We start from the raw sequence: 1,248 nt of genomic DNA on the forward strand, positions 1-1,248 counted from the left end.
AGGCCGGACAGCGCGGCCAGCGCGGGCGGGCGGCGCCGCCCCCGGCCGGCGCTGCTGGTCGTCTCCGCTGTCGTCTCCACCGGGAGCGACACTAGACGTGATTCACACCTTCTTTACCCATACAGCCGAGAAGGGCAGCAAGTGCACCTTATGGTGGACCCGCCGACCCGCCAACCGTCAAGCGCAGCCCAGCGCGGACAGGGAGATCATGCGAGCCTCCACGGTGGACCTCGTCGCCGACACCGCCCGAGCGGCCGCCGGGCGCCGCACGATGGCCTGGTTCGCCGGTGGCTTTGCCGGGGCGGCCGTCGTGGCGGGCGGCTGGCTGGCACCGCCGGACCAGGCGCAGGGCCAGGCGCAACGGCTGATGTACCTGCACGTCCCCGCCGCCTGGGTCGGGTACGCCGCGTTCGCCGTGGTGCTCGCCGCCAGCGCCGCGTACCTGATCGGGGGCGACCTGCGCTGGGACCGGTTCGCCCGGGCCGGCGCGGAGATCGGGGTGAGCCTCACCGCCGCCGCGATCGCCACCGGATCGCTCTGGGGCCACCTGGTCTGGGGCACCTGGTGGGCCTGGGACCCTCGGCTGGTGAGCACCGCGCTGCTGCTGCTCGCGTACGCCGGTTACCTGGCCCTGCGCCGCGCGCTGGCCGAGCGGACCGGGGCCCGCGACGGCGCGGACCACCGGGTGGCCCGGCCGGCGGCGGTGGTCGGCGTGGCCGGCTTCCTGCTCGTCCCGGTGGTGCACTTCTCGGTCGTCTGGTGGCGGTCGCTGCACCAGCAGGCGACGGTGCTGGCCCCCGAACGCCCGCCGATCGACCCCCGGATGGGCGTCGCCCTGCTGCTCGCCGTGGCCGCCGCGACGCTCGCCGCGCTCTGCCTCCTGCTGCACCGGGTCGTCCGGCTGGAACGCCAACTCGCCGCCTCCCCCGTCGCCGAGCGCACCCCGGTCCGGGTCGGATGATCCGTCGCCGCGCCGGCCGGACCGCCGTCGTCGCCGTGCTGCTCGCCGCCGGCGGGCTGCTGGTCACCAGCGCGCTGCGGGACACCCTGACCTACTACCGCACCCCCGGCGAGGTGCTCGGCGACCCGGACGCCACCCGGGAACAGGTCCGCCTCGGCGGCGACGTGGTGCCCGGTTCGCTGCACCGCACCGGCGATCTGGTCGTGTTCCGCCTCGCCGAGGGCGGCCGGGAGATCACCGGCGGTCCAGCGCGGCGGCCAGGCGGAGACGTTCCGGGAGGGTGACGG

2 protein-coding genes are annotated in these 1,248 nt (G+C 76.0%); both read left to right on the top strand.

Annotation, left to right across the window (positions count from 1 at the left end; all coding sequences use genetic code 11):
- Positions 1 to 208 precede the first annotated feature (208 nt).
- On the top strand, positions 209 to 961 hold the full coding sequence (ccsA, locus tag DKL51_RS25920) for a cytochrome c biogenesis protein CcsA (RefSeq protein WP_207783950.1): 753 nt from the start codon (positions 209 to 211) through the stop codon (positions 959 to 961).
- Positions 958 to 1,245: a cytochrome c maturation protein CcmE domain-containing protein gene (locus DKL51_RS25925; protein ID WP_124812609.1), complete on the top strand. Its 288-nt coding sequence runs from the start codon at positions 958 to 960 to the stop codon at positions 1,243 to 1,245. Before ccsA ends, DKL51_RS25925 begins: the two co-directional genes overlap by 4 nt.
- Positions 1,246 to 1,248 lie beyond the last annotated feature (3 nt).

Origin of the sequence: Micromonospora globispora (assembly GCF_003857015.1) — a bacterium.
Lineage (GTDB): Bacteria > Actinomycetota > Actinomycetes > Mycobacteriales > Micromonosporaceae > Micromonospora > Micromonospora globispora.

Bases quoted from the DNA above. Each gene is read 5' to 3' on its own strand.
- ccsA (WP_207783950.1), top strand. From the start codon at position 209: ATGCGAGCCTCCACGGTGGACCTCGTCGCCGACACCGCCCGAGCGGCC.
- DKL51_RS25925 (WP_124812609.1), top strand. From the start codon at position 958: ATGATCCGTCGCCGCGCCGGCCGGACCGCCGTCGTCGCCGTGCTGCTC.